This window comes from Arenimonas donghaensis DSM 18148 = HO3-R19 (assembly GCF_000743535.1).
GTDB classification, from domain to species: Bacteria; Pseudomonadota; Gammaproteobacteria; order Xanthomonadales; family Xanthomonadaceae; genus Arenimonas; species Arenimonas donghaensis.
Map to the genome: position 1 here is coordinate 1 of NZ_AVCJ01000018.1, position 20,352 is coordinate 20,352.

Genomic DNA, 20,352 nt, shown 5'->3' on the forward strand with positions numbered 1-20,352 from the left:
CCCGTGATTGAAGTGGGAGCGTCGTCGTGCACGCTATGTCCTCGACGAAACGGAGGACATGGATGTCCGTAGTGGCCGGCCGTGAGCTGGTCATGGATGACGCTTGGTCCCGGCCGGGCGGCGAGGACATAGCGTGCGCGGCGGCGCCTCCGACGATTGCCGCAAGGCCCGCCTTGCTTGCCCAAAGGGCAAGGGCAGGCGCTCGGGACCGACGTTGCTCCCACCGGGTTGCCGGTCAATCGGCGTCGCGGAAGTCCTTGGCCTTTGAGGCGAGCAGGGCGCGGGCCAGGGCGTCTGGAAGGTACTTGGACAGGCCCGCGATGAGCTTGTTGCTGCGGCCGGTGACCAGGCGCACGCGGCCGGATTCGACGGCTTCAACGCCCTGGCGCGCGACCTCGGCGCTGGTCAGCCAGATGCCCTTGGGCAGCTTCGAGACCTTTTCGCGCATGCCGTTGACGTCGTGGAACTCGGTGTAGGTCATGCCGGGGCACAGCGCCGTCACATAGACCCCGCGGCCGCGTGATTCCTGGTCCAGGGTTTCGGAGAAGCGGATCAGCCAGGCCTTGGTCGCCCCGTACAGCGTATGGCCGGCCGTGGCCGGCACCAGGCCGGCCAGCGACGCCACGTTGAGGATGCGGCCGCGCCCGGCCGCTTCCATCGCCGGCAGGTACAGGTGGGTGAGGTGGGCCACCGAGGTCAGCAGCACCTGGATCGAATCGGCGTGGGTCTTCCAGTCCGCGCTCAGGTAGCGCCCGGGCACGCCGAAGCCGGCGTTGTTGACCAGCGTGTCCACGAAGATCCCGCGCCCCAGGGTCTGCGCGAACAGGGCTTCGGGCGCCGCCGGGTCCGCCAGGTCGGCGGCCAGCACGGTGCAGGGCACCTGCTTGCCCAGCTCGGCCGCCAGGGCCTCAAGCCGGTCGAGACGGCGTGCCGTCAGCACCAGGGGTTTGCCCCGGCGCGCGTATTCGCGGGCGATGTCGGTGCCGATGCCGCTTGAGGCGCCCGTGACCAGGGCGTGGGGCAGGGACGGGGAAGGCGGCATGGGCGCGGGCTCCTTTGGGGCTTCGCGCCATTATCACCCCGCGCACGGCCGTGCTGGCGGCCAGGCATGGGGACATCGTCAGCCCCTGACCGGGCGCGCTAAACTGGCGGTCTTGTCCTCGGGAGAGACTGCATGCGCCAGAAGATCGTCGCCGGCAACTGGAAGCTCAATGGCAGCCGGGCCTTCGCCACCCAGCTGATGGACGCGCTGGTCGCCGCGCCGCGGGCCGCCGGGGTCGACGTGGTCGTGCTGCCGCCGGTTCCCTACCTGGGTGAGCTGGCCACGCGTTATGCCGACAGCGGCCTGGCCTTCGGGGCCCAGGACCTGGGCGTGAACGAGCAGGGCGCCTACACCGGCGAGGTGTCCGGGGCCATGCTGCGCGACGTGGGCGCCCGCTACGTGCTGGTCGGCCACTCGGAGCGCCGCCAGTACCACGGGGAAAGCCCGCAGGACGTGGCGGAGAAGTTCGTCGCGGCGCGCAAGGCCGGCCTGGTGCCGGTGCTGTGCGTGGGTGAAACCCTGAACCAGCGCGAGGCCGGGCACACCGAATACGCGCTGGAAAAGCAGCTCGGCCCGGTGGTCGAGCTGGCCGGCATCGCCGCCTTCGAGGGGGCCGTGCTGGCCTACGAGCCGGTCTGGGCCATCGGGACGGGCCGGACGGCCTCGAAAGAGCAGGCCCAGGAGGTCCACGCCTTCCTCCGTGGCGAACTGGCGGCCCACGATGCTAGAATCGCCGGCTCGTTGCCGATTTTGTACGGCGGCAGCGTGAAGCCCGCCAACGCGGCCGAGCTGTTCGCACAGCCCGACGTCGATGGCGGCCTGATCGGGGGCGCGTCCCTCGTGGCCCAGGATTTCCTGGCAATCGCCGCAGCGGCGGCGAGGTAACGGAAGAACATGCTGCTCACCATCGTCAGTGTCATCTATGTGCTGGTCGCGATCGCCATGATCGTGCTGATCCTCATGCAGCGCGGCTCCGGTGCCGCGGCGGGCTCCGGCTTCGGCGGCGGCGCTTCCGCCACCGTCTTCGGTGCGCGCGGATCGTCCAATTTCCTGTCCACGGCCACCAAATGGCTGGCCGTGGTCTTCATGGGCCTGAGCCTGGGCATGGCCTGGTACGCCACGCATGGCGGCAAGCCGGTCGCCTCGCTCGAGGACATCGGCGCGATGTCCGACGTGCCCGGCGAAGCGGTGCCCGCCGGCGAGCTCCCGGCCAGCGACCTGCCTTCGGACGCGTCGGTGCCGGCCAACGACGCCGCGCCCGCGGCGACCGAGGTTCCGGCGCCCGCCGAGGCGGCGCCTGCCGAAACCGAATCGGCGGAAGCGGCCGACGGCGACGACGCGGAAAACAACCGCGGCGGCTGATCCGCTGGTACAATCTTCGGCCTTCGATCCGGTTGCCGGATCGAAGGCACACCTGCCCAGGTGGCGGAATTGGTAGACGCACTACCTTGAGGTGGTAGCGACGAGAGTCGTAGGGGTTCGAGTCCCCTCTTGGGCACCAAATTTTCAACGGGCTGCCGCCCGGCGTTGCACCGGAGCGGCGGCACGAACGCGCCCAAGGGCGCCAAGGTGAGGAAGCGCGCGTGTTGGGCGAATATCTGCCGATCCTTCTGTTCCTTTTCGTCTCGACCGGCCTGGGCATCGTCCTGCTGATCGCGGGCTGGGCCCTGGGCCCCAAGCGCCCGACCGCCGAGAAGCTCTCTCCCTACGAGTGCGGCTTCGAGGCCTTCGAAGACGCGCGCATGCAGTTCGACGTGCGCTACTACCTGATCGCCATCCAGTTCATCATCTTCGACCTGGAAATCGCGTTCGTCTTCCCGTGGGCGGTCAACTTCCGCAACCTCGGGATCGTCGGCCTCACCGAGATGGGCATCTTCATCGGCCTGCTGGTGCTTGGCTTCGTCTACGTATGGAAGAAGGGAGCGCTCGAATGGGAGTGATCCAGTCCGTTTCGAACGTCATGCACAACCCGATCCCGGAAGGGCGGGTCGACGACATCCTGCGCCCGGAAGGCGACAACCCGCTGCTCGAGCGCGGCTTCGTCACCACGTCGGTGGATGCCCTGGTCAACTGGGCGCGCACCGGTTCGATGTGGCCGATGACCTTCGGCCTGGCCTGCTGCGCGGTCGAGATGATGCATGCCGGCGCCTCGCGCCTGGACCTCGACCGTTACGGTGTCATCTTCCGGCCCTCGCCGCGCCAGTCCGACGTGATGATCGTCGCCGGCACCCTGGTCAACAAGATGGCCCCGGCGCTGCGCAAGGTCTACGACCAGATGCCCGAGCCCAAGTGGGTCATCTCGATGGGCAGCTGCGCCAACGGCGGCGGCTACTACCACTATTCGTATTCGGTGGTGCGCGGCTGCGACCGCGTGGTGCCGGTGGATATCTACGTGCCGGGCTGCCCGCCGACGGCCGAGGCCCTGGTCTACGGCATCCTGCAGCTGCAGAAGAAGATCCGCCGCACCAACACCATCGCCCGCTAAGGACCCAGCCGACGCCATGGTCGAACCAATCACGAGCTTCACCGAGCGCCTCAAGGCGCGCCTGCAGGACAAGCTGCTGTCCGTGCACGAAGCGCTGGGCGAAACCACCATCGAGATCGCCCCGGAATGCTGGGACGCGGCCGCGCGCATCCTGCGCGACGACCCCGAGCTGGGCTTCGAACAGCTGATCGACCTGTGCGGCGTCGACTACCTGGGTTACGGCGACGACGAGTGGGACACCGACGACGTGTCCTCGGAAGGCTTCTCGCGCGGCGTCGAAGGCGCCGCCGGTCCGGGCCGCTTCGACTGGGAACACCGCCCGCGCGGCAATGGCCCCGAGCGCCGCTTCGCCGCCGTCGTGCACCTGCAGTCGGTGCGCCACAACCGCCGCCTGCGCATGCGCTGCTTCGCCGCCGACAACAGCCTGCCGGTGGTGCCGTCGCTGGTCGAGGTCTACCCGGTCGCGAACTGGTTCGAACGTGAGTGTTTCGACCTGTTCGGCATCATCTTCGAAGGCCACCCCGACCTGCGCCGCATCCTCACCGATTACGGCTTCGTCGGCCATCCGTTCCGCAAGGACTTCCCGCTGATCGGCAACGTCGAAGTCCGCTACGACGCCGAGCGCAAGCGCGTGGTCTACGAACCCGTCTCGATCGAGCCGCGCGTGCTGGTTCCGCGCGTGGTGCGCGAGGACTCGCGCTGGCAGCAGGCCGCCACCGAGCAGCCGAGCAAGGACTGACCGGTCATGAGCACCCAGGAAATCCGCAACTACACCCTCAACTTCGGCCCCCAGCATCCGGCCGCGCACGGCGTGCTGCGCCTGGTGCTGGAGATGGACGGCGAAGTCGTGCAGCGCGCCGACCCGCACATCGGCCTGCTGCACCGCGCCACCGAGAAGCTGGCCGAGTCCAAGCCGTTCAACCAGTCCATTGGTTACATGGACCGGCTCGACTACGTCTCGATGATGTGCAACGAGCACGCCTACGTGCGCGCCATCGAGAAGCTGATGGGCATCGAGGTGCCGCAGCGCGCGGAATACATCCGCACGATGTTCGACGAGATCACCCGCATCCTGAACCACCTGATGTGGGTTGGCTCCAACGGCCTCGACCTGGGCGCGATGGCGGTGTTCCTTTACGCCTTCCGCGAGCGCGAAGAGCTGATGGACTGCTACGAAGCGGTCAGCGGCGCGCGCATGCACGCCACCTATTACCGTCCCGGCGGCGTCGCCCGCGACCTGCCGGACGCCATGCCCAAGTACCGCGAGTCGCCCTGGCGCAAGGGCGCCGAGCTCAAGCGTGTCAACGAGTGGCGCGAAGGTTCGCTGCTCGATTTCCTCGACGCGTTCTGCGATGACTTCCCGCGCCGCGTCGACGAGTACGAGACCCTGCTCACCGACAACCGCATCTGGAAGCAGCGCACCGTCGGCATCGGCGTGGTGCCGGTCGAGAAGGCCCTGGCCTGGGGCATGACCGGGCCCATGCTGCGTGGCTCGGGCCTGGCCTGGGACCTGCGCAAGAAGCAGCCCTACGCCGCCTATGACCAGGTCGATTTCGACATCCCGGTGGGCGTGCAGGGCGACTGCTACGACCGCTACCTGGTCCGCATGGAGGAAATGCGCCAGTCCAACCGCATCATCAAGCAGTGCGTTCAGTGGCTGCGGGCCAACCCGGGTCCGGTGATGGTGCGCAACTTCAAGGTCGCGCCGCCGCGCCGTGCCGAGATGAAGGACGACATGGAAGCGCTGATCCACCACTTCAAGCTCTTCACCGAAGGGTATTCCGTGCCGGCCGGCGAAGCCTACGCCGCGGTGGAAGCCCCCAAGGGCGAATTCGGCGCCTACATCGTCTCCGATGGCGCCAACAAACCGTTCCGCCTGAAGCTGCGCGCGCCGGGTTTCGCCCACCTCTCGTCGATGGACGAGATTGTGCGCGGCCACATGCTGCCCGACGTGGTCGCCATGATCGGCACCTACGACGTCGTGTTCGGCGAGATCGATCGCTAAGGATTGCCTGACCGATGAAAGCCACCGGAAATTTCGCCGCTTGCCAGGACGTCGACCCCATGGTCGCGCTGTCCGACGCCACGCGCGCCCACATCGACCACTGGGTCGCCAAGTTCCCGCCCGACCGCAAGCGTTCGGCGGTGATCCAGGGCCTGATGGCCACCCAGGAACAGAACGGCGGCTGGCTCAGCGACGAGCTGATCGCCGCGACCGCCAAGTACCTGGACATCCCGCCGGTCTGGGCCTACGAGGTCGCCAGCTTCTATTCGATGTTCGACCTGCAGCCGGTCGGCCGCCACAAGGTCGCCATCTGCACCAACATCAGCTGCTGGCTCAACGGCGCCGAGGACATCGTGCGTCATTGCGAAGGCAAGCTCGGCATCCGGCACGGCGAATCCACCCCCGACGGCCGCGTCTTCCTCAAGATCGAGGAAGAGTGCCTGGCCGCCTGCGCCGGCGCCCCGATGATGGTGGTCGACGGCCATTACCACGAGAAGCTCACCCCGGAACGGGTGGACGAGCTGCTCGACGGACTGGAGTGATTCAGGTCATGGCGCACGATTCCCGCTACTCGCAGCCCACCGGCCCGGTCGGCCCGGCTCCCCAGGAGCACAACGTCGTCTACACGACGCTGCACTTCGACAAGCCCTGGTCCTACGAGAACTACATCAAGACCGGCGGTTATTCCGCCTGGCGCAAGATCCTGGCCGAAAAGACGGACCCGGCGCAGGTGATCGAGATGGTCAAGCAGTCCGGCCTGCGCGGCCGCGGCGGCGCAGGCTTCCCGACCGGCCTGAAGTGGAGCTTCATGCCGCGCCAGGCACCGGGCCAGAAGTACATCCTGTGCAACTCGGACGAATCCGAGCCGGGCACCTGCAAGGACCGCGACATCCTGCGCTACAACCCGCATTCGGTGATCGAAGGCATGGCCATCGCCTGCTACGCCACCGGCTGCACGGTCGGCTACAACTACCTGCGCGGTGAATTCCACCACGAGCCTTTCGAACATTTCGAAGAAGCGCTCAAGGAAGCCTACGCCAATGGCTGGCTGGGCAAGGACATCCAGGGCTCGGGCGTGGACGTGGACATCCACGGCGCGCTCGGCGCCGGCGCCTACATCTGCGGCGAAGAGACCGCGATGATGGAGTCGCTGGAAGGCAAGAAGGGCCAGCCGCGCTACAAGCCGCCGTTCCCGGCCAACTTCGGCCTGTTCGGCAAGCCCACCACGATCAACAACACCGAGACCTACGCGTCGGTGCCGGCGATCATGCGCAACGGCGCCGAGTGGTTCCTCAACCTGGGCAAGCCCAACAACGGTGGGCCGAAGGTGTTCTCGGTCTCGGGCCACGTCAACAACCCGGGCAACTTCGAAATCCGCCTGGGCACGCCCTTCAGCGAACTGCTGGAGATGGCGGGCGGCGTGAAGGGTGGCCGCAAGCTCAAGGGCGTGATCCCGGGTGGCAGCTCGATGCCGGTGCTGCCGGCCGAGGTGATGATGGGTTGCACGATGGACTACGACTCGATCCAGAAGGCCGGTTCCGGCCTGGGCTCGGGCGCCGTCATCGTGATGGACGAAACCACCTGCATGGTCCGCGCCTGCCAGCGCATCGCGCGCTTCTACTACGCCGAGTCCTGCGGCCAGTGCACGCCGTGCCGCGAAGGCACCGGCTGGATGTACCGCATGCTCACCCGCATCGCCGAGGCCAGGGCGACGCTGGACGACCTGCACATGCTCAAGGCCGCCGCCGGCCAGATCGAAGGCCACACCATCTGCGCCTTCGGTGAAGCCGCCGCCTGGCCGGTGCAGGGTTTCCTGCGCCACTACTGGCACGAATTCGAATACGCCATCGTGCACAAGCGATTCTACGTCGACGACCTGGCCAAGGGCCAGCTCGCCACCACGGAGCAGGCCGCATGAGCGCCCAGCCGACCAACAACACCGCGCCGGACCTGGTGAACATCGAGATCGACGGCAAGCCGATGCAGGCGCCGAAGGGCTCGATGATCATCCAGGCCGCCGACAAGGCCGGCGTCGCGATCCCGCGCTTTTGCTACCACGAGAAGCTGCCGATCGCGGCCAACTGCCGCATGTGCCTGGTGGACGTCGAGAAGATGCCCAAGCCGGCGCCGGCCTGCGCCACGCCGGTGATGGAAGGCATGAAGGTCACCACCCAGACCAAGCGCGCGCTCGATGCGCAGCGCAACGTCATGGAGTTCCTGCTCATCAACCACCCGCTCGATTGCCCGATCTGCGACCAGGGCGGCGAGTGCGAGCTGCAGGACCTGGCCATGGGCTACGGCCGGTCGGTCTCGCGTTTCGTCGAGCGCAAGCGCGTCGTCCCCGACGAAGACCTGGGCTCGCTGGTCGCCACCGACATGACCCGCTGCATCCAGTGCACCCGCTGCATCCGCTTCACCGCGGACGTGGCCGGCACCTTCGAACTGGGCGGCATGTACCGCGGCGAACGCCTGCAGATCGGCACCTACGACGGCAAGCCGCTGATGACCGAGCTCTCGGGCAACGTCATCGACGTCTGCCCGGTGGGCGCGCTGACCAACAAGGTCTTCCGCTTCCGCGCCCGCGCCTGGGAGCTGATCGCCCGCGAATCGCTGGGTTACCACGACGCCCTGGGTTCCAATCTTTACCTGCACGCGCGCCGCGGCGACGTGCTGCGCACCGTGCCGCGCGACAACGAAGCCGTGAACGAGTGCTGGCTGTCGGACCGCGACCGTTATTCGCATGAAGGCCTGTATGCGGGCGACCGCGTCACCCGTCCGCTGGTGCGCGAAGGCGACGGCTGGCGCGAGGCGTCCTGGGACGAAGCGCTGGCCCAGGCGGCGAAGCTGCTCAAGGAAGCCGGCGAATCGCTCGGCGTGCTGGCGCATCCGGCGACCACCAATGAAGAAGGCGCCCAGCTGGCGACGCTTGCCAAGGGCCTGGCTACGGCGCACATCGACCATCGCCTGAAGGCGCTGGATTTCGCCGACGCCGCCTTCGCCGAACCCTTCCAGCTGCCGGCCGCCGAGCTCGAGCAGGCCGATGTCGTCCTGCTGGTGGGCTGCAACCTGCGCCACGAACTGCCGCTGCTGCACCAGCGCCTGCACAAGGCTGGCCGCGCCGGCGCGAAGGTGTTTTGCATCAACCCGGTGGACTTCGAGTTCACCTTCCCGGTGGCCGGCAAGCGCATCGTCGCCCCGTCCCAGCTGCCGGGCGCGCTGGCCGCGGTCGCCAGGGCCGCTGGTGCCTCGTTGCCGGCCGGCATCGCCGCAGCCGACCATGACGGCGCCAAGGCCATGGCCGAGGCGCTGGCCAAGGGCGGCAAGGCCGTGATCGTGCTCGGCGAGATGGCCGAGAACCACGCCCAGGCCTCGTGGCTGCGCGCCGCGGCGCGTGCGCTGGCCTCCGCTACCGGTGCCAGCCTCAACCGCATCCCGCAGGGCGCCAACGCCATCGGCCTGGCCCGCCACGGCCTGCGCCCGGGGCAGGGCGGCCACGATGCCGGCGCCATGCTCGCGTCGCCGCTGCCTGCCTACCTGCTGTACGGCATCGAGCCGCAGTTCGACTTCGCCCACGGCGCCCAGGCGCTCAAGGCCCTGTCCGGCGCCAAGGTCGTGGCCTTCGCGGCCTATGCCGGCGAAGACCTCAGGAAGCTGGCGCAGGTGATCCTGCCCATCGGCCTGCTGCCCGAGATCGATGGCACGCTGACCAACCTCGATGGCACCGACCAGCACGCGTTCGCCGGCGGCAAGCTGCCGGGCGAAGCCCGCCCGGGCTGGCGTGCGCTGCGCGCCCTGGGCGGCCAGATGGGCCTGCCGGGCTTCGACTACACCGACCTGGCCGGCCTCCGTGCCGGCCTGTCGCCGAAGGCTCCGGCCGCAGGTGACGGCCTGGCGCCGGCGCCCAAGGACGACGCCGGCCTCGAGCGCATCACCAGCACGCCGATCTATCGCGGCGACGCGGTGCTGCGCCGCGCCACCGCGCTCAACGCGCACCCGCTGACGGTGGGCGCCCGCGTGCTGCTGCACCCCGAGGACGCGTTGTCGCGCGGCCTGTCCGACGGCGCCATGGCCAAGCTCGGCGACGGCCACGGCAACGCCGTGCTGCCGGTGCAGGTGAGCAAGCGTGTCGCCAAAGGCGCCGCCTGGATCGAATCCGACTACGAGGCCACGGCGCCGATCGCGCCGGCGGCGCGGCTCGCGGTGGTGGGGGCCTGAGCATGTTCGATCCGATGCGCGAATTTTTCCTCTCCTTCGGCGACCTGGGCCTGGTCCTGTGGACCCTGGTCAAGATCCTGGCGATCACCCTGCCGGTGGTCGTGGGCGTGGCCTTCTACACCCTGGCCGAGCGCAAGGTGATCGGCTGGATGCACGTGCGCCACGGGCCCCAGTTCATCGGCGGCTTCATGGGCATCGGCGTCATCCAGGCCTTCGCCGACGTCTTCAAGATGCTGTTCAAGGAGCTGGTGGTGCCCAGCAACGCCAGCGGCTTCCTGTACCGGCTGGCGCCGCTGCTGGCGCTGGCACCGGCGCTGGCGGCCTGGGCGGTGATCCCCTTCGACGACGGCGTGGTCCTGGCCGACGTCAATGCCGGCCTGCTGGTGCTGCTGGCGCTCACGTCGATGGGCGTCTACGGCATCATCATCGGCGGCTGGGCCTCGAACTCGAAGTACGCGGTGCTCGGCGCGCTGCGTTCGGCGGCGCAGGTGATCAGCTACGAAATCGCCATGGGTTTCGCCCTGGTCGGCGTGCTGGTGGCCGCGGGCACGATGAACCTCAGCGAGATCGTGCTGGCCCAGGCCGGCAACCTCGGCATCGGCGAGTGGTTCTTCATCCCGCTGTTCCCGCTGTTCATCATCTACTTCATTTCCGGCGTGGCCGAGACCAACCGCGCGCCCTTCGACGTCGCCGAGGGCGAGTCGGAAATCGTCGCCGGCTTCCACGTCGAGTACTCGGGTTCGGCCTTCGCGATCTTCTTCCTGGCCGAATACGCCAACATGATGCTGGTGGCCTTCCTGACCGCCGTGCTGTTCATGGGCGGCTGGCTGTCGCCGTTCCCGCCGTCCTGGGGGTTCCTGGGCGAGCCGGGCTGGTGGTGGCTGGGCCTGAAGTTCCTGTTCTTCGCCTTCACCTTCCTTTGGTTCCGCGCCACTTTCCCGCGCTATCGCTACGACCAGATCATGCGCCTGGGCTGGAAGGTATTCATCCCGATCACCATCGCGTGGATCTTCGTGACGGCCATCATGGCCTACAACGAATGGTTCACCCTGGGCGCCTGAGGAAGCCATGACCCGCATCGCGAACTACCTCAAGAGCCTCATGTTGCTGGAGCTGCTGGCCGGCATGAAGCTGACCCTGGGCTACATGTTCAAGCCCAAGTACACGCTCAACTATCCGTTCGAGAAGACGCCGCAGTCGGTGCGCTTCCGCGGCCTGCACGCGCTGCGTCGTTACCCGAACGGCGAAGAGCGCTGCATCGCCTGCAAGCTGTGCGAGGCGGTCTGCCCGGCGCTGGCCATCACCATCGATTCCGAGCGCCGCGAGGACGGCTCGCGCCGGACCACCCGCTACGACATCGACCTGTTCAAGTGCATCTACTGCGGTTTCTGCGAAGAAAGCTGCCCGGTGGACTCGATCGTCGAGACCCACGTTCACGAGTACCACTTCGAGAAGCGCGGCGAGAACATCGTCACCAAGGCGCAGCTGCTGGCCCTGGGCGACCGCCTCGAGGACGAGATCGCCGAGCGTCGGGCCGCCGACGCGGCGTTCCGGTGAGGGCAGGGGACAAAGGACACACATGACTTACGAACTCGCCGCCTTCTACGCCTTCGCCTCGGTCGCCGTGCTTGCGGCCCTGGGCGTCATCCTGGCCCGCAACCCGGTGCACGCGGTGCTGAGCCTGGTGCTGACCTTCTTCTCCGTCGCCTGCCTGTGGCTGCTGCTGCAGGCCGAGTTCCTGGGCGTGGTGCTGGTGCTGGTCTACATCGGTGCGGTGATGGTGCTGTTCCTGTTCGTGGTGATGATGCTCGACATCAACACCGCGCCGCTGCGCGAGGGTTTCGTGCGCTACGTGCCGCTCACCGGCGCCGTCGTGGTGGTGATGGCCGCGGAGATGGTGATGCTGATCGGGCTCAAGCGTTTCGAGGTCGGCCTGTCGGCCACCGATCCGGCCGCCGCCGCCGGCAAGACCAACATCCAGTGGATTGGCGAAACCCTGTTCAGCAAGTACATCCTGCCGTTCGAGACCGCCGCGGTGATCCTCACCGTCGCGCTGGTGGTCGCGGTGATGCTGACCCTGCGCCGGCGCCCGGGCACCAAGCACCAGGATCCGGCCCGCCAGGTCGCCGTGCGCCGCGAGGACCGCGTGCGCCTGGTCAAGGTCAAGGCCGAACCCCGCCAGGAGGGCAATCCGTGATCACCCTTGGCCATTACCTCGCGCTTGGCGCGGTGCTGTTCTGCCTGTCGGTGGCCGGCATCTTCATCAACCGCAAGAACGTCATCGTGCTGCTGATGTGCATCGAGCTGATGCTGCTGGCGGTGAACATCAACTTCGTGGCGTTCTCGCGCTTCCTGGGCCACGTCGACGGCCAGATCTTCGTCTTTTTCATCCTGACCGTGGCGGCTTCCGAGGCCGCCATCGGCCTGGCCATCCTGGTGACGCTGTTCCGCAACCGGCGGACGATCAACGTCGCCGAACTCGATTCGCTGAAGGGTTGATCGCGCGATGATTTCAATGAACATCCTGCTGGTCATCGCCCTCGCGCCCCTGCTGGGCTCCGCCATCGCCGGCCTGTTCGGCAAGCAGGTCGGCCGGGCCGGCGCGCACTGGGTCACCATCCTGGGCGTGGTGGTCAGCTGCGCGCTGTCGCTGCACGTGCTCTGGCAGTTCCTGGCGCTGGGCGCGACGCCGTTCAACGAGAACGTCTATACGTTCTTCCAGGTCGCGGGCTATTCGGCCCACGTCGGCTTCATGGTCGACACGCTCACCGCCATGATGATGGTCGTGGTCACCTTCGTGTCGCTGCTGGTGCACGTCTACACCATCGGCTACATGGAAGAAGACCCCGGTTACCAGCGCTTCTTCAGCTACATCTCGCTGTTCACCTTCTCGATGCTGATGCTGGTGATGAGCAACAACTTCCTGCAGCTGTTCTTCGGCTGGGAAGCGGTGGGCCTGGTGTCCTACCTGCTCATCGGCTTCTGGTACAAGCGCCCGACGGCCATCTTCGCCAACCTCAAGGCCTTCCTGGTCAACCGCGTCGGTGACTTCGGCTTCCTGCTCGGCATCGCCGGCGTGCTGGCCTGGGTCGGCACGCTCGATTACGCCACGGTCTTCGCGCACGCCTACAACAGCGAGCTGCAGGGCACCTTCACGCTGTGGTCGGGCAAGATCGGTTTCGGCGGCTGGAGCCTGGACGTGCTGTCGGGTCCGGTGGACGTCGAGATCATGACCTTCATCTGCATCTGCCTGTTCATCGGCGCCATGGGCAAGTCGGCCCAGGTGCCGCTGCACGTGTGGCTGCCCGACTCGATGGAAGGCCCGACCCCGATCTCGGCCCTGATCCACGCCGCGACCATGGTCACCGCCGGCATCTTCATGGTGGCGCGCATGTCGCCGCTGTTCGAGCAAAGCGAAACCGCGCTGGCCTTCGTGCTGTTCATCGGCGCCACCACGGCCTTCTTCACCGGCCTGATCGGCATCGTGCAGAACGACATCAAGCGCGTGGTGGCCTACTCGACGCTGTCCCAGCTCGGCTACATGACGGTCGCCCTGGGCGTGTCGGCGTATTCGGCCGCCGTCTTCCACCTGATGACCCACGCCTTCTTCAAGGCGCTGCTGTTCCTGGCGGCCGGTTCGGTGATCATCGGCATGCACCACGAGCAGGACATGCGCAAGATGGGCGGCCTGAAGAAGTACATGCCCATCACCTACTGGACCAGCCTGATCGGCACCCTGGCCCTGGTGGGCACGCCCTTCTTCTCGGGTTACTTCTCCAAGGACACGATCATCGTGGCCGCCCAGGAAGCCTCCAGGACCGGCGGCTGGGTCCAGCATTACGCCTACTGGGCCGTGCTGCTGGGCGTGTTCGTCACCGCCTTCTACAGCTTCCGCCTGCTGTACCTGACCTTCCACGGCAAGGAACGCTTCCGTGACGTCGCCCACGAAGCCCACGACGACGACGGGCACCACGACGACCACGGCCACCACGGCCCGGTCGAGCCGCACGAGTCGCCCTGGGTGGTGACGGTGCCGCTGGTGTTGCTGGCGATTCCGTCCATCTTCATCGGCTTCTTCACCGTGGGCCCGATGCTCTTCGGCGACTTCTTCCGCGGCGCCATCGAAGTGATGCCGGCGCACGACACGGTGGCGGCCGCCGGCGAGTCGATCTGGCACGACAGCCATGGCTGGTTCATGGCCGCGGTGGGCTTCGGCACGCACTTCTACAAGAGCGTCGTGTTCTGGCTGGCCTTCGCCGGCTTCGCGTCCGCGACCTACATCTACCTGTTCAACCCGGCCGTGGCCGACCGCCTGGCGAAGCTGTTCTCGCCGGTCGTCCGCCTGCTCGAGAACAAGTACGGCTTCGACGACCTGTGGATCAAGGGTTTCGCCGGTGGTGGCGTCAAGCTGGGCCGCTTCTCCTGGAAGCGCGCCGACGCCGGGCTGATCGACGGCCTGCTGGTCAACGGCACCGCCGCCCTGGTCGACCGCGTGGCCGGCATCCTGCGCCACGTGCAGACCGGTCGCCTCTACAACTACGCCTTCGCCATGATCATTGGCCTCATCGTCCTGCTGGCGGTGCTGGTCAAGATGACCGGCGCCTGAGACTGACAAGGAAGACCCGATGCAATCCTCCTGGCCCCTGCTGAGCGTCCTGGTCTGGCTGCCGATCCTTGGCGGCATCCTGACGCTGGCCTTCGGCGACAGCCGCCAGACCCAGGCCAAGTGGTTCGCGCTGCTGGTCGCGGTCGCGACTCTGGTGCTGAGCCTGTTCCTGTTCGGCGGGCACGACAATGCGTCGGCGGCCATGCGTTTGGTCGAGGACCGCGCCTGGATCCCCAGCTTCGACATCCGCTACCACCTGGGCGTTGATGGCCTGTCGATCGCGCTGATCGCCCTGACCACCCTGACCACCGCCCTGGTGCTGGTGGGTGCCTGGGGCTCGGTCGAGCGTCGCGCGCACCAGTACTTCGCCGCCTTCCTCATCCTCGAGGGCATGATGATCGGCGTCTTCTGCGCGCTCGACGCCATCCTGTTCTACGTGTTCTTCGAGGCCATGCTGATCCCGATGTTCATCATCATCGGCGTCTGGGGCGGCCCCAAGCGTGTCTACGCGTCGCTGAAGTTCTTCCTGTACACCTTCCTCGGCTCGGTGTTCATGCTGGTCGGCCTGATCTACCTGTACGTGGTCTCGGGCGAGCGCCTGGACGGCGGCGCCAGCTTCCAGCTGGCCGACCTGTACCAGCTCAAGCTCACCGCCACCGAGCAGATGTGGCTGTTCTTCGCCTTCCTGGCGGCGTTCGCGGTGAAGGTGCCGATGTTCCCGGTGCACACCTGGTTGCCCGACGCGCACGTCGAGGCGCCCACCGGCGGCTCGGTCATCCTGGCTGCGATCATGCTCAAGATCGGCGGCTACGGTTTCCTGCGCTTCACCCTGCCGATCGTGCCGGACGCCGGGCAGGAGTGGGCCTGGCTGGTGGTCGCGCTGTCGCTGGCGGCGGTGATCTACATCGGCCTGGTGGCGCTGGTGCAGGAGGACATGAAGAAGCTGATCGCGTATTCGTCGATCGCCCACATGGGCTTCGTCACCCTGGGCACCTTCATCGCCTTCGCGCTGGTGCGCGAGCTGGGCAACAGCGACGCCGCCCAGCTGGGCGTGCAGGGCGCCATGGTGCAGATGATCTCGCACGGCTTCATTTCCGGCGCGATGTTCTCCTGCGTCGGCGTGGTCTACGACCGCATGCACAGCCGGATGATCCGCGACTACGGCGGCGTGGTGAACACCATGCCCTGGTTCGCGGCCTTCTTCGTGTTCTTCGCCATGGCCAATGCCGGCCTGCCGGGCACCTCGGGCTTCGTCGGCGAGTTCATGGTCATCCTGGCCGCGTTCCAGTACAACGCCTGGGTCGCCTTCGGCGCCGGCTTCACGCTGGTCTTGGGCGCGGCCTACACCCTGTGGATGGTCAAGCGCGTGGTGTTCGGAGACGTCGCCAACCACCACGTCGCCGAACTGACCGACATCAATGGCCGCGAGGTCCTGGTGCTGGGCGTGTTCGCCCTGGGCACCCTGCTGCTGGGCGTCTACCCCAAGCCGCTGACCGACCTCATGGAAGCACCGATCGCGCAGCTGCTGACCCAGCTCGCCGCCACCAAGCTGTAAGGAAGCCCTGATGGCCCTGCCGATGCCCACCCTTGCCGACCTCCAGCCCCTGGGGCCAGAGATCTTCGTCTGCGCGGCGGCCTTCGCGCTGCTGATGATCGACCTGTTCCTGTCGGACGCGCGCCGTGGCCTCACGCACTTCCTGGCGCTGTTCATCCTGGCGGCGGCGGCGGTGCTGACCGCGCGCGAGCTGGGCGCGGACACCACCTATGGCTTCGCCAACCTGTTCGTGCGCGACAGCATGGGCGACGTGCTCAAGATCGCGATCTACGTGGTGGCAGCGGCGTCCTTCGTCTACGCCAAGCCCTACCTGCAGGACCGCGGGCTGTTCAAGGGCGAGTTCTACGTGCTGGGCCTGTTCTCGGTGCTGGGCATGATGCTGATGGTGTCGGCCGGTTCGATGCTGGTGCTGTACCTGGGCCTGGAACTGCTGGCGCTGAGCTCCTACGGCCTGGTCGCCATGGACCGCGACAATCCGCGCTCCTCCGAAGCGGCCATGAAGTACTTCGTGCTCGGTTCGCTGGCTTCGGGCCTGCTGCTGTACGGCATGTCCATGGTCTACGGCGCCACCGGCAGCCTGCAGCTGGCCGAAATCCACGCCGCCGCCGCGTCCACGGGCGACCGCACCCTGCTGCTGTTCGGCGTGGTCTTCATGCTGGTCGGCATCGCCTTCAAGTTCGGCGCGGCGCCCTTCCACATGTGGCTGCCCGACACCTACACCGGCGCGCCGACCGCGATCACCCTGTTCATTGGTTCGGCGCCGAAGCTGGCGGCTTTCGGCATGGCCTACCGCCTGCTCGAGGACGGCGTCGGCCCGCTCGACGCGCAGTGGCAGGACATGGTGGCCTGGCTGGCGGCGCTGTCGCTGGTGGTGGGCAACCTGGTCGCGCTGGTGCAGACCAACCTCAAGCGCATGCTGGCCTACTCGACCATCTCGCACGTCGGCTTCCTGTTCATGGGCCTGGCCCACGGGGGCCCGCTGGGCCACGGCGCGGCGATGTTCTACGCGATTTCGTATGCGCTGATGTCGGCGGCGGCCTTCGGCGCCATCATCCTGCTTTCGCGCAAGGACCACGAGGCGGAGGAAATCGCCGACTTCCGTGGCCTGTGGTCGCGCAATCCGTTCCAGGCGCTGCTGGTGATGTTCATCATGGCCTCGCTGGCCGGCGTGCCGCCGTTCCTGGGTTTCTGGGCCAAGCTTGAAGTCCTGCTGGCCGCGCTCGACGCCGGCCTGATGTGGCTGGCCGTGGTCGGCGTGGTCTGCGCGGTCATCGGTGCCTTCTACTACCTGCGGGTGATGAAGGCGATGTTCTTCGACGAGCCCGAAGGCGAGGGCCCGAAGCTGCACCCGGACAGCCACCTGCGCGTGCTGTTCGCGGTCAACGCCGTGGCGCTGCTGGCGCTGGGGCTGTTCGCCGAAACCATCCTCAAGTGGGTGGGCCTGGCGTTCCCGGCCTGAAGGCCAGCCAAGCGCCACACTAACGCCGGGCTTGCGTCGCCGAAGCCGTGGCCCCTATAATGCGCGCTCACTGCTGCGGGGTGGAGCAGTCTGGCAGCTCGTCGGGCTCATAACCCGAAGGTCGCAGGTTCAAATCCTGCCCCCGCTACCAGTTTCTGGCGATGGTTTCCGAAAGGGTCTCATCGCTCAGGCTTTTTCCCGGGATTGGCTGCCAAGCCGATCCAGGGAAGCCGGAACCTGGATGTACCGGAAAAGGGCCTCACGGCCCTTTTTTGTTTTCGAAATTTGGTAAATGCACGCGAGGCGCGACACCAAGGCATGACATCGAAGGCGAACGAAATCAGCGAACTGCTCGCCCCCACCGTCGAAGGGTTGGGGCTCGAACTGCTGGGCGTCGAGTTCGCGCAGACCGGCAACAGTGCGCTGCTTCGCCTGTACATCGACGTCACCGAAGCCGACCGCCACGTCGCCATCGAGGATTGCGAGGCGGTCAGCCGCGAAGTGGCCGCCGTGCTCGACCTCGAGGACCCGATCACCTCGAAGTACACCCTGGAAGTCTCCTCGCCGGGCATCGACCGCCCGCTGTTCACGCCCGCCCAGTTCGCCCGCTTCGTCGGCGAGCAGGCCAAGCTGAACCTGCGGCTGCCGGTCGACGGTCGTCGCCGCTTCCAGGCCCGCATCGAGGGTGTCGAGGGCGACACCGTCAAGCTGTCCTTCGACGGCCGCGACATGTCGGTCGCCCACCAGAACATCGAAAAAGCGCGCCTGGTCCCCGACCTGGTCGCCCTGGGCCTGGCGGCCCAGCCCAAACCCACCGGTCCGCGCGGCAAGCGCAAGGCCGACAAGGAATCCGATAACCCCTGAGGCGTCCGACGCCTTTCACGGAGCTGGAAGAAATGAGCAAGGAACTGTTGCTGGTGATGGAAGCGGTGGCCAATGAAAAGGGCGTGCCGCGCGGCGTGATCATCGAGGCCATGGAGGCCGCGCTGGCTTCCGCCGCGAAGAAGCGCTACCACGAGCAGGACGTGACCATGCGCGTTGCGATCAACCCGGTGGACGGCAGCTACGAAACCTTCCGCCGCTGGGAGGTCGTGGCCGACGACGTCGTGATGGAGTCGCCGGACCGCCAGATCCGCCTGATGGATGCCGTCGACGAGAAGGAAGGCGCCGAGGTCGGTGACTTCATCGAGGAGCAGGTCGAGAACGCCGAGTTCGGCCGCATCGCCGCCCAGGCCGCCAAGCAGGTGATCGTGCAGCGCGTCCGCGAAGCCGAGCGCGCGCAGGTCGTGGACGCCTGGACCGACCGCGTCGGCGAGCTGATCAACGGCATCGTCAAGCGCGTCGAGCGCGGCAACGTTTACGTGGACCTGGGCGGCAACGCCGAGGCCCTGATCCCGAAGGACAAGGCCATCCCGCGCGACGTCCTGCGCCCGGGCGACCGCGTGCGCGGCTACCTGCTCGACGTGCGTTCGGAAGCCCGCGGCCCGCAGCTGTTCATCAGCCGCACCGCGCCCGAGTTCATGATCGAGCTGTTCAAGCTCGAGGTGCCGGAAGTCGGCCAGGGCCTGGTCGAGATCAAGGCCGCCGCGCGTGACCCGGGCGACCGCGCCAAGATCGCCGTGCTGGCCCACGATCACCGCACCGATCCCATCGGCGCCTGCATCGGCATGCGTGGTTCGCGCGTGCAGGCCGTGAGCAACGAGCTCAACGGCGAGCGCATCGACATCGTGCTGTGGTCCGACAACCCGGCCCAGTTCGTGATCAACGCCATGGCCCCGGCCGAGGTGCAGTCGATCATCGTCGACGAAGAGCGTCGCTCGATGGACCTGGCGGTGGCCGAAGACAAGCTGGCCCAGGCCATCGGCAAGGGCGGCCAGAACGTGCGCCTGGCCAGCCGCCTGACCGGCTGGCAGCTCAACGTGATGACCCAGGACCAGGTGACCGCGAAGTCCGAGACCGAGCAGGCCACCGCGCGCCAGCTGTTCATGGACAAGCTGGAAGTGGACGAAGAGATCGCCGGCATCCTGGTGACCGAGGGCTTCAGCACGGTCGAGGAAATCGCCTACGTGCCGGCCGGCGAGCTGCTGGCGGTGGAGGGCTTCGACGAGGACATCGTCGAGGAACTGCGCGCCCGCGCCCGCGACGCGCTGCTCACCGAGGCCCTGCAGGTCGAGGAAGAGATCGAGGACCACAAGCCGGCCGAAGACCTGCTTTCGCTCGACGGCATGGACGAGGCGACCGCATACGCCCTGGCCGCGCGCGGCGTCGTCACCCGCGACGACCTGGCCGAGCTGGCCACGGACGAAATCACCGACATCGAGGATATGGACGAGGAACGCGCCGGCAAGCTGATCATGGCCGCCCGCGCGCACTGGTTCGAGTAAGACCGCTGCATCCGGCTATACCCGAGAGTCACCATTGCGCGCCCCGCGCGCAGGAAACGAAGGAATCGTCACCACATGTCTGAAGTCACCGTAGGTTCGCTGGCCAAAGTGCTGGGAATGCCCGTCGAGAAGCTGCTCGAGCAGCTGGCCGGCGCAGGCATGTCCTTCAGCGGGCCGGATCAGGTGGTCAGCAGCACCGAGAAGATGAAGCTGCTTGGCTTCCTGCGCCGCACGCACGGCAAGGACGACAAGCCGGCCGAAGGCGCCGCGCCGCGCAAGATCACCCTGCAGCGGCGAAAGCAGGAAGAGCTGACCGTCAGCGCCGGCAAGTCCAAGTCCACCGTCACCGTCGAGGTCCGCCAGAAGCGTACCTACGTCAAGCGCGACGACATGGACGCGACGCCGGTCACCGACGAGCGCACCGAGGCCCTTCGCAAGCTCGAGGAATCCAAGGCCCGCAACGAGGCCGAGCTGGCCGCGATCGCCGAGTCCGACCGCAAGCGCAAGCTCGAGGCCGAAGCCGAGGAAGCCGACCGCCGCAACGCCGAGGCCGCCCGCGCCGCGGCCAAGGAAGCCGCCGAGGCCGCGCCGGCCGAGGCCG

General features: G+C 67.3%; 20 protein-coding genes and 2 tRNA genes. 21 read left to right on the forward strand and 1 reads right to left on the reverse strand.

Annotated features, from left to right (window positions below):
* Positions 1 to 235: 235 nt before the first annotated feature.
* Positions 236 to 1,042, reverse strand: coding sequence for an SDR family NAD(P)-dependent oxidoreductase (locus N788_RS08765; protein ID WP_034223887.1), 807 nt, complete (start codon positions 1,040 to 1,042; stop codon positions 236 to 238).
* A 132-nt stretch (positions 1,043 to 1,174) separates the two neighbouring features.
* Here N788_RS08765 and tpiA point away from each other — a divergent pair, with 132 nt between their 5' ends.
* The 21 genes from tpiA to N788_RS08870 form a co-directional block, all read left to right on the forward strand.
* Positions 1,175 to 1,927, forward strand: a complete 753-nt coding sequence (tpiA, locus tag N788_RS08770; RefSeq protein ID WP_034223895.1) for a triose-phosphate isomerase — start codon at positions 1,175 to 1,177, stop codon at positions 1,925 to 1,927.
* A gap of 9 nt (positions 1,928 to 1,936) precedes the next feature.
* Positions 1,937 to 2,404, forward strand: coding sequence for a preprotein translocase subunit SecG (gene secG, locus N788_RS08775; protein ID WP_034223899.1), 468 nt, complete (start codon positions 1,937 to 1,939; stop codon positions 2,402 to 2,404).
* Positions 2,405 to 2,458: 54 nt separating this feature from the next.
* Positions 2,459 to 2,543: transfer RNA gene (locus tag N788_RS08780), tRNA-Leu, on the forward strand.
* An 82-nt stretch (positions 2,544 to 2,625) separates the two neighbouring features.
* The gene (locus N788_RS08785; protein WP_034223933.1) at positions 2,626 to 2,982 is read left to right on the forward strand and encodes an NADH-quinone oxidoreductase subunit A; all 357 of its coding nucleotides are present in this window, start codon (positions 2,626 to 2,628) and stop codon (positions 2,980 to 2,982) included.
* Positions 2,973 to 3,527, forward strand: coding sequence for a NuoB/complex I 20 kDa subunit family protein (locus N788_RS08790; RefSeq protein ID WP_034223901.1), 555 nt, complete (start codon positions 2,973 to 2,975; stop codon positions 3,525 to 3,527). The genes N788_RS08785 and N788_RS08790 overlap by 10 nt, the downstream gene beginning before the upstream one ends.
* Before the next feature lie 16 nt (positions 3,528 to 3,543).
* Positions 3,544 to 4,266, forward strand: a complete 723-nt coding sequence (locus N788_RS08795) for an NADH-quinone oxidoreductase subunit C (RefSeq protein ID WP_034223903.1) — start codon at positions 3,544 to 3,546, stop codon at positions 4,264 to 4,266.
* A 6-nt stretch (positions 4,267 to 4,272) separates the two neighbouring features.
* Positions 4,273 to 5,532 (forward strand): NADH-quinone oxidoreductase subunit D, encoded by a 1,260-nt coding sequence (locus N788_RS08800; RefSeq protein WP_034223905.1) that lies wholly within the window; start codon positions 4,273 to 4,275, stop codon positions 5,530 to 5,532.
* 14 nt (positions 5,533 to 5,546) lie between these two features.
* Positions 5,547 to 6,074, forward strand: a complete 528-nt coding sequence (nuoE, locus tag N788_RS08805) for an NADH-quinone oxidoreductase subunit NuoE (RefSeq protein ID WP_034223907.1) — start codon at positions 5,547 to 5,549, stop codon at positions 6,072 to 6,074.
* Positions 6,075 to 6,082: 8 nt separating this feature from the next.
* Positions 6,083 to 7,450, forward strand: coding sequence for an NADH-quinone oxidoreductase subunit NuoF (gene nuoF, locus N788_RS08810; RefSeq protein ID WP_034223910.1), 1,368 nt, complete (start codon positions 6,083 to 6,085; stop codon positions 7,448 to 7,450).
* On the forward strand, positions 7,447 to 9,747 hold the full coding sequence (gene nuoG, locus N788_RS08815) for an NADH-quinone oxidoreductase subunit NuoG (RefSeq protein WP_034223913.1): 2,301 nt from the start codon (positions 7,447 to 7,449) through the stop codon (positions 9,745 to 9,747). Before nuoF ends, nuoG begins: the two co-directional genes overlap by 4 nt.
* A 2-nt stretch (positions 9,748 to 9,749) precedes the next feature.
* Complete coding sequence (gene nuoH / locus N788_RS08820; protein ID WP_244444111.1) at positions 9,750 to 10,808, forward strand: NADH-quinone oxidoreductase subunit NuoH; 1,059 nt, start codon at positions 9,750 to 9,752, stop codon at positions 10,806 to 10,808.
* Between the two features lie 7 nt (positions 10,809 to 10,815).
* On the forward strand, positions 10,816 to 11,304 hold the full coding sequence (nuoI, locus tag N788_RS08825) for an NADH-quinone oxidoreductase subunit NuoI (RefSeq protein ID WP_034223916.1): 489 nt from the start codon (positions 10,816 to 10,818) through the stop codon (positions 11,302 to 11,304).
* Positions 11,305 to 11,326: 22 nt separating this feature from the next.
* On the forward strand, positions 11,327 to 11,944 hold the full coding sequence (locus tag N788_RS08830) for an NADH-quinone oxidoreductase subunit J (RefSeq protein ID WP_034223918.1): 618 nt from the start codon (positions 11,327 to 11,329) through the stop codon (positions 11,942 to 11,944).
* Positions 11,941 to 12,246 carry an NADH-quinone oxidoreductase subunit NuoK gene (gene nuoK, locus N788_RS08835; protein WP_034223922.1) on the forward strand — a complete coding sequence of 102 codons (306 nt, stop codon included), beginning with the start codon at positions 11,941 to 11,943 and terminating at the stop codon, positions 12,244 to 12,246. Before N788_RS08830 ends, nuoK begins: the two co-directional genes overlap by 4 nt.
* Before the next feature lie 7 nt (positions 12,247 to 12,253).
* Positions 12,254 to 14,353 carry an NADH-quinone oxidoreductase subunit L gene (gene nuoL, locus N788_RS08840; protein ID WP_034223924.1) on the forward strand — a complete coding sequence of 700 codons (2,100 nt, stop codon included), beginning with the start codon at positions 12,254 to 12,256 and terminating at the stop codon, positions 14,351 to 14,353.
* A 19-nt stretch (positions 14,354 to 14,372) separates the two neighbouring features.
* The gene (locus N788_RS08845; RefSeq protein ID WP_034223926.1) at positions 14,373 to 15,908 is read left to right on the forward strand and encodes an NADH-quinone oxidoreductase subunit M; all 1,536 of its coding nucleotides are present in this window, start codon (positions 14,373 to 14,375) and stop codon (positions 15,906 to 15,908) included.
* A 10-nt stretch (positions 15,909 to 15,918) separates the two neighbouring features.
* Complete coding sequence (gene nuoN, locus N788_RS08850; protein ID WP_051924516.1) at positions 15,919 to 17,367, forward strand: NADH-quinone oxidoreductase subunit NuoN; 1,449 nt, start codon at positions 15,919 to 15,921, stop codon at positions 17,365 to 17,367.
* Between the two features lie 74 nt (positions 17,368 to 17,441).
* A tRNA-Met gene (locus tag N788_RS08855) sits at positions 17,442 to 17,518 on the forward strand.
* 167 nt (positions 17,519 to 17,685) lie between these two features.
* Entirely contained in the window at positions 17,686 to 18,231 is a 546-nt protein-coding gene (rimP, locus tag N788_RS08860) for a ribosome maturation factor RimP (protein ID WP_034223928.1), read from the forward strand.
* A 32-nt stretch (positions 18,232 to 18,263) separates the two neighbouring features.
* A complete protein-coding gene (nusA, locus tag N788_RS08865; RefSeq protein ID WP_034223929.1) occupies positions 18,264 to 19,751 on the forward strand; it encodes a transcription termination factor NusA in 1,488 nt (495 codons plus the stop codon).
* A 75-nt stretch (positions 19,752 to 19,826) separates the two neighbouring features.
* Positions 19,827 to 20,352: translation initiation factor IF-2 associated domain-containing protein (locus tag N788_RS08870; protein ID WP_034223932.1), on the forward strand; the 526-nt coding region annotated here is incomplete at its 3' end.

Excerpts from the sequence above, each read along its gene's own strand:
- N788_RS08765 (WP_034223887.1), bottom strand. The coding sequence starts at position 1,042 with ATGCCGCCTTCCCCGTCCCTGCCCCACGCCCTGGTCACGGGCGCCTCA.
- tpiA (WP_034223895.1), top strand. The coding sequence starts at position 1,175 with ATGCGCCAGAAGATCGTCGCCGGCAACTGGAAGCTCAATGGCAGCCGG.
- secG (WP_034223899.1), top strand. The coding sequence starts at position 1,937 with ATGCTGCTCACCATCGTCAGTGTCATCTATGTGCTGGTCGCGATCGCC.
- N788_RS08790 (WP_034223901.1), top strand. The coding sequence starts at position 2,973 with ATGGGAGTGATCCAGTCCGTTTCGAACGTCATGCACAACCCGATCCCG.
- N788_RS08795 (WP_034223903.1), top strand. The coding sequence starts at position 3,544 with ATGGTCGAACCAATCACGAGCTTCACCGAGCGCCTCAAGGCGCGCCTG.
- N788_RS08800 (WP_034223905.1), top strand. The coding sequence starts at position 4,273 with ATGAGCACCCAGGAAATCCGCAACTACACCCTCAACTTCGGCCCCCAG.
- nuoE (WP_034223907.1), top strand. The coding sequence starts at position 5,547 with ATGAAAGCCACCGGAAATTTCGCCGCTTGCCAGGACGTCGACCCCATG.
- nuoF (WP_034223910.1), top strand. The coding sequence starts at position 6,083 with ATGGCGCACGATTCCCGCTACTCGCAGCCCACCGGCCCGGTCGGCCCG.
- nuoG (WP_034223913.1), top strand. The coding sequence starts at position 7,447 with ATGAGCGCCCAGCCGACCAACAACACCGCGCCGGACCTGGTGAACATC.
- nuoH (WP_244444111.1), top strand. The coding sequence starts at position 9,750 with ATGTTCGATCCGATGCGCGAATTTTTCCTCTCCTTCGGCGACCTGGGC.
- nuoI (WP_034223916.1), top strand. The coding sequence starts at position 10,816 with ATGACCCGCATCGCGAACTACCTCAAGAGCCTCATGTTGCTGGAGCTG.
- N788_RS08830 (WP_034223918.1), top strand. The coding sequence starts at position 11,327 with ATGACTTACGAACTCGCCGCCTTCTACGCCTTCGCCTCGGTCGCCGTG.
- nuoL (WP_034223924.1), top strand. The coding sequence starts at position 12,254 with ATGATTTCAATGAACATCCTGCTGGTCATCGCCCTCGCGCCCCTGCTG.
- N788_RS08845 (WP_034223926.1), top strand. The coding sequence starts at position 14,373 with ATGCAATCCTCCTGGCCCCTGCTGAGCGTCCTGGTCTGGCTGCCGATC.
- nuoN (WP_051924516.1), top strand. The coding sequence starts at position 15,919 with ATGGCCCTGCCGATGCCCACCCTTGCCGACCTCCAGCCCCTGGGGCCA.
- rimP (WP_034223928.1), top strand. The coding sequence starts at position 17,686 with ATGACATCGAAGGCGAACGAAATCAGCGAACTGCTCGCCCCCACCGTC.
- nusA (WP_034223929.1), top strand. The coding sequence starts at position 18,264 with ATGAGCAAGGAACTGTTGCTGGTGATGGAAGCGGTGGCCAATGAAAAG.